At 63.8% G+C, this 6,965-nt stretch carries 8 protein-coding genes; 5 read left to right on the top strand and 3 right to left on the bottom strand.

What is annotated here, in order from left to right; all coding sequences use genetic code 11:
• Positions 1 to 70 precede the first annotated feature (70 nt).
• From ftsE to rpoH, 5 genes are all read left to right on the top strand, one after another.
• On the top strand, positions 71 to 757 hold the full coding sequence (gene ftsE / locus ACM0O9_RS12670) for a cell division ATP-binding protein FtsE (protein ID WP_005419728.1): 687 nt from the start codon (positions 71 to 73) through the stop codon (positions 755 to 757).
• 3 nt (positions 758 to 760) lie between these two features.
• Complete coding sequence (gene ftsX, locus ACM0O9_RS12665; protein WP_005419726.1) at positions 761 to 1,708, top strand: permease-like cell division protein FtsX; 948 nt, start codon at positions 761 to 763, stop codon at positions 1,706 to 1,708.
• 7 nt (positions 1,709 to 1,715) lie between these two features.
• On the top strand, positions 1,716 to 2,558 hold the full coding sequence (locus ACM0O9_RS12660; protein ID WP_005411271.1) for a response regulator: 843 nt from the start codon (positions 1,716 to 1,718) through the stop codon (positions 2,556 to 2,558).
• Entirely contained in the window at positions 2,555 to 3,268 is a 714-nt protein-coding gene (gene ung / locus ACM0O9_RS12655; RefSeq protein ID WP_005419723.1) for a uracil-DNA glycosylase, read from the top strand. Before ACM0O9_RS12660 ends, ung begins: the two co-directional genes overlap by 4 nt.
• Before the next feature lie 278 nt (positions 3,269 to 3,546).
• Positions 3,547 to 4,422: an RNA polymerase sigma factor RpoH gene (gene rpoH / locus ACM0O9_RS12650; protein ID WP_005411269.1), complete on the top strand. Its 876-nt coding sequence runs from the start codon at positions 3,547 to 3,549 to the stop codon at positions 4,420 to 4,422.
• A gap of 134 nt (positions 4,423 to 4,556) precedes the next feature.
• Here rpoH and purD read toward each other — a convergent pair whose 3' ends face one another.
• From purD to ACM0O9_RS12635, 3 genes are read right to left on the bottom strand one after another with little or no spacing between them, the layout of a single operon-like run.
• On the bottom strand, positions 4,557 to 5,840 hold the full coding sequence (gene purD / locus ACM0O9_RS12645; RefSeq protein ID WP_414603837.1) for a phosphoribosylamine--glycine ligase: 1,284 nt from the start codon (positions 5,838 to 5,840) through the stop codon (positions 4,557 to 4,559).
• Positions 5,837 to 6,382, bottom strand: coding sequence for an ImmA/IrrE family metallo-endopeptidase (locus tag ACM0O9_RS12640; protein ID WP_414603838.1), 546 nt, complete (start codon positions 6,380 to 6,382; stop codon positions 5,837 to 5,839). The genes purD and ACM0O9_RS12640 overlap by 4 nt, the downstream gene beginning before the upstream one ends.
• Entirely contained in the window at positions 6,379 to 6,933 is a 555-nt protein-coding gene (locus ACM0O9_RS12635; protein WP_414603839.1) for a hypothetical protein, read from the bottom strand. Before ACM0O9_RS12635 ends, ACM0O9_RS12640 begins: the two co-directional genes overlap by 4 nt.
• Positions 6,934 to 6,965: the final 32 nt, after the last annotated feature.

The following is a 6,965-nucleotide window of genomic DNA, read 5'->3' as shown; positions in this document are numbered from 1 at the left end:
GGCCAGCGGCCGGCACTACCGATCCCGTGACCATCTCCACGCCGTCGCGCCGGTCCTGCATAATCGGGGCATGAGTGTCCTGCGCTTCGACAATGTCAGCAAACAGTACGCCGGTGGCCACGAGGCACTGACCGATGTCAGCTTCGAGGTCGCGCCGGGCGAGATGCTGTTCGTCACCGGCCATTCCGGTGCGGGCAAAAGTACGCTGCTCAAGTTGATCCACCTCGACGAGCGGCCCAGCCGTGGCGCGGTGGTGTTCGACGAGCGCAACCTGCTGAAGGTGCGCGGCGGCGACGTGCCGCGCCACCGACGCGCGGTGGGGGCGGTCTACCAGGACCACCGCCTGCTGATGGACCGCTCGATTGCCGAGAACGTGGCGCTGCCGCTGATCCTGCGTGGTACCCGCCGTGGCGACATCAACAAGCGCGTGCGTTCAGTGCTCGAGCGCATGGGCCTGGGCCATCGTGAGAAGGCACTGCCCTCGCAGTTGTCGGCCGGCGAGCAGCAGCGCGTCGGCATCGCCCGTGCCATCGTCGGCGAGCCCAAGCTGCTGGTGGCCGATGAGCCGACCGGCAATCTCGACCCGACCCTGGCAGCGGAGATCATGGCCCTGTTCGCCGAGCTGCCCTCGCGCGGCACCAGCGTGCTGGTGGTCAGCCACGACCTGCCGCTGCTGCGCCGCATGCGCAAGCGCGTATTGATCCTCGACCACGGCCGGCTGGTGGATGACATCTCGCCGCAGGACCTGGCGGAGTAACCGATGGCGAAGAACGAAAACAGCGAAGCCGCCGCCCCGTCGCGCGTGGGCGTCTGGTTCCAGCACCACGTGCACAGCGTGGTGTTCAGCCTGGGCCGCGCCTGCCGCAAGCCGTGGGCGACCCTGCTGACCGTGATGGTCATGGCGCTGGCCCTGGCGTTGCCGCTGGGGCTGTCGATCGCGCTGGACAACCTCAAGCAGTTCGCCGGCAGCGTGCAGCAGTCGCGCGACATCAACGTGTTCCTGAAGGGCAACATCGATGGTCCCGGTGCGCTTCGCCTGGCCGGCCAGCTGCGCGACCGCGATGACGTGGCCGAAGTGAATGTGCGCACACCCGAGCAGGGCCTGCAGGAGCTGCGCGATGCCGGCCTCGGTGAGGCGATCGATGCGCTCAACGACAATCCGTTGCCCTCGCTGCTGGTGATCACCCCGGGCCAGGGCAAGGACGACGCACGCCTGGCGCGCGCGCTGGAAAGCCTGCCCGAGGCCGATCTGGTGCAGCACGATGCGCTGTGGCGCCAGCGCCTGGACGCCTGGCTGGCGTTCGGTGCACGTCTGGTGCAGGTGCTGTCGGTGCTGCTCGGCGTGGGCGCCGCGCTGGTGGTCGGCAACACGGTGCGCCTTGACATCCAGGCCCGTCGCGAAGAGATCGGCGTGCTGCAGCTGCTCGGCGCGAGCGATGGCTTCATCCGCCGCCCGTTCCTGTACCTGGGCGCGTGGTACGGGCTGGGCGCCGGCGCGGTAGCGCTGGCCCTGATCGGCGCCGCCGGTGCCGCCCTGCGCGTGCCGCTGGCCGAACTCTCGCGCAGCTACGGCAGCCCGTTCGTGCTGCATGGCCTGGACCTGCTGCACGGCGGCCTGGTCCTGGTCGGCACGCTGCTGCTGGGCTGGCTGGGCGCCTGGCTGGTGACCGGCCACTTCCTCCGCCAGACCCGCCCGACCGACACCTGAGACCGGCATGCAACCGCAAGCGCTGAAGCACCTTGAAGGGCCCGCGACGCGGGTGATGGTGGTCGATGGTTCGAAGCTGGTCCGCAAGCTGATCGCCGATGTCCTGCAGCGTGACCTGCCGGGCGTGGAGGTGATCGGCTGCGACAGCATCGAGGATGCGCAGCAGGCGCTGGCGCAAGGCCCGGTGGACCTGGTGACGACCTCGCTGACCCTGCGCGATGGCGACGGCCTGGCGCTGGCGCGGATGGTGCGCGAAGCCGCCGGCCAGGCCTATGTGCCGGTGATCGTTGTGTCCGGCGATGCCCAGCAGCACCTGGAGCAGCGTCGCTTCACCGAGTACGTCACCGACTATTTCGACAAGGCGCTGGGCCATGAGGCACTGGCGACCTTCATCCGTGGCTATGTGCAGCCGCAGACCATCCCCGGCGCCACCATCCTCTACATCGAGGACAGCCGCGTGGTGGCCGAGGCCACCAAGCGCATGCTTGAGCGGCAGCAGCTGAACGTACTGCACGTGGTCAGCGCCGAAGAGGCATTCACCCTGCTCACTGCCGAGTCGCTGGGCCGCAGCCGCCACCGCATCGACCTGGTGCTGACCGATGTCACCCTGAAGGGCGAACTGAGCGGGCGCGACGTGGTGCAGCGCGTGCGCGTGGACTTCGGTTACGGCAAGCGCCGCCTGCCGGTGCTGGTGATGACCGGTGACGGCAACCCGCACAACCAGACCGGGCTGCTGCAGTCCGGTGCCAATGACCTGGTGCTCAAGCCGATCGAAGAGCGGCTGCTGGTCACCAAGGTGCTGTTCCAGCTGCGCCTGGCCCGATTGAACGATGGACCCCTGATTCGATGATGGATGAAGTAGCCGACACCCCGACGATCCAGCTGGAACCGAGCTGGAAGCAGCATGTCGGCGATTACCTGCTGCAGCCGCAGATGCGCGAGCTGTCCAGCTTCCTGCGCCAGCGCAAGGCCAGTGGCGCGGCGGTGTTCCCGCCCGGCCCGCAGATCTTCGCCGCGTTCGACGCCACGCCGTTCGAGCAGGTGAAGGTGGTGATCCTCGGGCAGGACCCGTATCACGGCCGCGGCCAGGCGCATGGCCTGAGTTTCTCGGTGCCGCCGGGCGTGCCGGTGCCGCCGTCGCTGCTGAACATCTACAAGGAGATCGAGAGCGATCTCGGCATCCCGCGCCCGGACCACGGCTGCCTGATTCCGTGGGCGCAACGTGGGGTGCTGCTGCTCAATGCCGTGCTGACGGTGGAAGAGGGCAAGGCTGGTGCCCACCAGGGACGTGGCTGGGAGGGCTTCACCGATCACGTGGTGGATGTGCTCAACCGCGAACGTGAAGGCCTGGTGTTCATGCTGTGGGGCGCCTATGCGCAGCAGAAGGGCAAGGTCATCGACACCCGTCGCCATCGCGTGCTGAAGTCGCCGCACCCGTCGCCGCTGTCGGCCCATCGTGGCTTCCTCGGCTGCCGGCATTTCTCGATGGCCAACGAGTACCTGCAGCGCCGCGGCCAGGCCCCGATCGACTGGTCGCTGCCGCCGCGTTCGGCGCTCTGAGCACCGTCGGGCTGCTGGGCCTGAACACCGGGCAACGTCTCCGGGCCTGAATGGGTCTGCAGAACGGCCCGTTCAGCTCCGCTTGACTGAAATCGGCCGGTTTCTGCCAGGTAATTGCTTGAATTCCAAGGGATTGTGAATCCCGAAAAGCATGCTCGCCACTGTCATCAAATCGCGCTACGGTAGGGCTCTGTTTGGGACCAGTGTTGCATCAATAGGATGCTGGAACTTTTTCCTCCTTTAGCAGTCCAAATCCCGGACTGCTAAGATGGGTGCCTATGAGCCAGAACACCTCTACTGCCCTTGTGGCAAACAATCTCCCGATTCCCAGTGCGCTCGGTTCGCTGGACGCCTACATCGGTGCCGTGCACCAGATCCCGGTGCTGTCGGTCGATGACGAACAGGACCTGGCCCGTCGCTTCCGCGACGGCAACGATCTGGACGCCGCCCGCGAGCTGGTGCATTCGCACCTGCGCTTCGTGGTGCACGTGGCCCGCGGCTACAACGGCTACGGCCTCGCGCTGGGTGACCTGATCCAGGAAGGCAACATCGGCCTGATGAAGGCGGTCAAGCGCTTCGACCCGGACATGGGCGTGCGCCTGGTCTCCTTCGCCGTGCACTGGATCCGTGCCGAAATGCACGAGTTCATCCTGAAGAACTGGCGCATCGTGAAGGTCGCCACCACCAAGGCGCAGCGCAAGCTGTTCTTCAACCTGCGCAAGTCGAAGACGCGCCTGGGCTGGATGAACGCGGCTGAAGTCAGCGCGGTGGCCAAGGACCTGAACGTGTCCGAGCGCGAGGTCATGGAAATGGAGTCGCGCCTGTCCGGTCGCGATATCGGTTTCGATGCGCCGACCGACGAGGACAACGAGCACGCCCCGCCGTCGCCGGCTGCGTTCCTGGTTGCCGATGACGAAGACCCGTCGATGGCCTACGAGCGCGAGGACAGCGAAGACAACCAGATGCAGCTGCTGCGCGAAGGCCTGGCCGAACTGGATGCGCGTTCGCGCGACATCATCCGTCGTCGCTGGCTGGATGCCGACAGCAAGGTGACGCTGCAGGAGCTGGCCGACGAGTACGGCGTGTCCGCCGAGCGCATCCGCCAGGTCGAGGCGAACGCGCTGAAGAAGATGAAGGCGCTGTTCACCGCGTAAGGCGGGATGGCGTTGAAGCCAGGAAAAGGCCCGGCATTGCCGGGCCTTTTCTTTTCGGTGGCGTCCTCATCCACGCATGGCGTGGATCTACCCAGTGTCAGTAGAGCCACGCCATGCGTGGCTGCGGCGCGGCCTCAGCCCTCGCGTGCGATCGCGCGCCAGCCGATGTCGGTGCGGTGGAACGCGTTGGCCCAGGTCACCTTGGCCACGCCGGCATAGGCATTGGCCTGTGCGTCGCGCACGCTGTCGCCCAGTGCGGCCACGCACAGCACGCGGCCACCGGCACTGACCACCTGGCCCTGCGCATCCAATGCCGTACCGGCATGGAACACCTTGGCGCTGGCCGGCACGTCGCCCAGGCCGGAAATCACGTCACCGGTGATCGGCGCTTCCGGGTAGGGCTTCGCGGCCAGCACCACGCCCAGTGACGGGCGCGCATCCCACTGCGCTTCTACCTGGTCCAGGCGGCCATCAATCGCCGCTTCCACCAGCTCGACCAGGTCCGACTGCAGGCGCAGCATCACCGGCTGGGTTTCCGGATCGCCGAAGCGCACGTTGAATTCAATTACCTTCGGCGCGCCGCTGGCATCGATCATCAGGCCGGCGTAGAGGAAACCGGTGAACGGGATGCCGTCGGCGATCATGCCCTGCACGGTCGGGTTCACCACTTCGCGCATCACGCGTGCATGCACCTCCGGCGTCACTACCGGCGCCGGCGAGTACGCGCCCATGCCACCCGTGTTGGGGCCGGTGTCGCCGTCGCCGACGCGCTTGTGGTCCTGCGAGGTGGCCATCGGCAGCGCATGCACGCCGTCCACCATCGAAATGAAGCTGGCTTCCTCGCCATCGAGGAATTCCTCGATCACCACGCGGGCGCCGGCATCGCCGAACGCGTTGCCGGAGAGCATGTCACGCACCGCGTCTTCGGCCTCGGCCAACGTCATTGCGACGATCACGCCCTTGCCGGCGGCCAGGCCATCGGCCTTGACCACGATCGGTGCACCCTTCTCGCGGATGTAGGCCAGGGCAGCGTCCACGTCGGTGTGCACGGCATAGAACGCGGTGGGGATGTTGTGGCGGGCCAGGAAGTCCTTGGCGTAGGCCTTGCTGCCTTCCAGCTGCGCGGCGGCGGCGGTCGGCCCGAAGATGCGCAGGCCGGCGGCGCGGAAGCGGTCGACCACGCCGGCCACCAGCGGTACTTCCGGGCCGACCACGGTCAACGCCACGCCTTCAGCCTGGGCCAGCGCCAGCAGGCCGTCGATATCGGTCACCTTCACCGCCACGTTGCGGCACTTGTCTTCGCTGGCGGTACCGGCGTTGCCGGGCGCCACGATCACGTCGGTGACACGGGAGGACTGGGCCAGCTTCCATGCCAGGGCGTGTTCGCGGCCGCCGGAGCCGATGACGAGAATTCTCACTTGAGTAACCCCAGATTCGAAAGTCGATATTCCATCGCAGCGTTAGATACCTCAAAACGACGACTCATCTCCTCTACAAGGGCGCCAGTCGACAAGTCAAAGCCATAGTGCGCTCTGTAAGCTGACTCGAAATTCTCAATTTCGTGGATCAGCAGGTCGCTTGGCATTAAGAGCTCAGCGGCGAATGAGTTTGCTTCAGCTTCTTGTCTGTCCCAATACGAAGATGTTCGACTCATGGTCCTAGGTGTATCCCTAAATTCTCCATCTTCACTTAAATGTAGAAAAAGATGGCCAATTTCATGAGCTAAAGTAAATCGTAATCTCGGTCTGTATAAGTTATTTCGTTCATTTATTAATATTTGAACTGAATCTCTTGTCTTTGTAATTTGGCCCACGAGGTCAGTGTCCTCGTCAATTCGAAAAACTCTAATGCCAAGCCCTCGAACGATTGCGTCGATATCAATTGGCGCGGATCGTGGAACTCCATTTTCCTCGGCAAGGCTGAGTAGATAGTTCGCTGCGCTGATAGGAGATGCTGTCATTTCCTGTCACCGTTAGTTGAATTGGGCTGCTTAAATGTGCCGCCGAATCTAGACGCTTGCAGAGCTGTCGCACGATAGCCATTAGCCTTTTGCTCAGCATCATTCGCATCCTGATTCGCTCTGTCGGCCATTTCATTCATTATTTCTGCGGCCTTTTCTTTCAGCTTATCGTTAATGAACTGCTGGGTATCTGGGTTTTGCAGAGCGGCAGTCATGAAGGCAATAGAGCAGTCTTTTTCGTTGGTCTCTAGGCGATTCTTGAGTTGGTCAGCCAGGTCGGCGAGTTGTATGTCCTTCGTCGCCGAGAACTGATGGGCGAATACAATCCCCGCTACCGTGATTACAATTGTGAGGCCTACAAAAATGATCGTCGTAAAGACGATATAGGTGTTTGCTACAGAAATTGCATCACCCGAAGATGTGATGGATACAGTTGGAATCCACTTCGCAACCGCGAGTGCTAGAACCCCGCCGGACAATCCCAGTACAGATGGAATGAGAAACCAGAACAGGAATTTTTTTTTGTAAGACCAGTGCGCTGGGGCAGTCACGGTAGTTTCTATCCTTAGAATTCTTGTTTCGT

Origin of the sequence: Stenotrophomonas sp. FR012 (assembly GCF_047520565.2) — a bacterium.
In the GTDB taxonomy this organism is placed as follows: Bacteria; Pseudomonadota; Gammaproteobacteria; order Xanthomonadales; family Xanthomonadaceae; genus Stenotrophomonas; species Stenotrophomonas sepilia.
The sequence above is the reverse complement of the archived record's forward strand: the minus strand, read 5'-3'. Positions and strand labels throughout refer to the sequence as shown.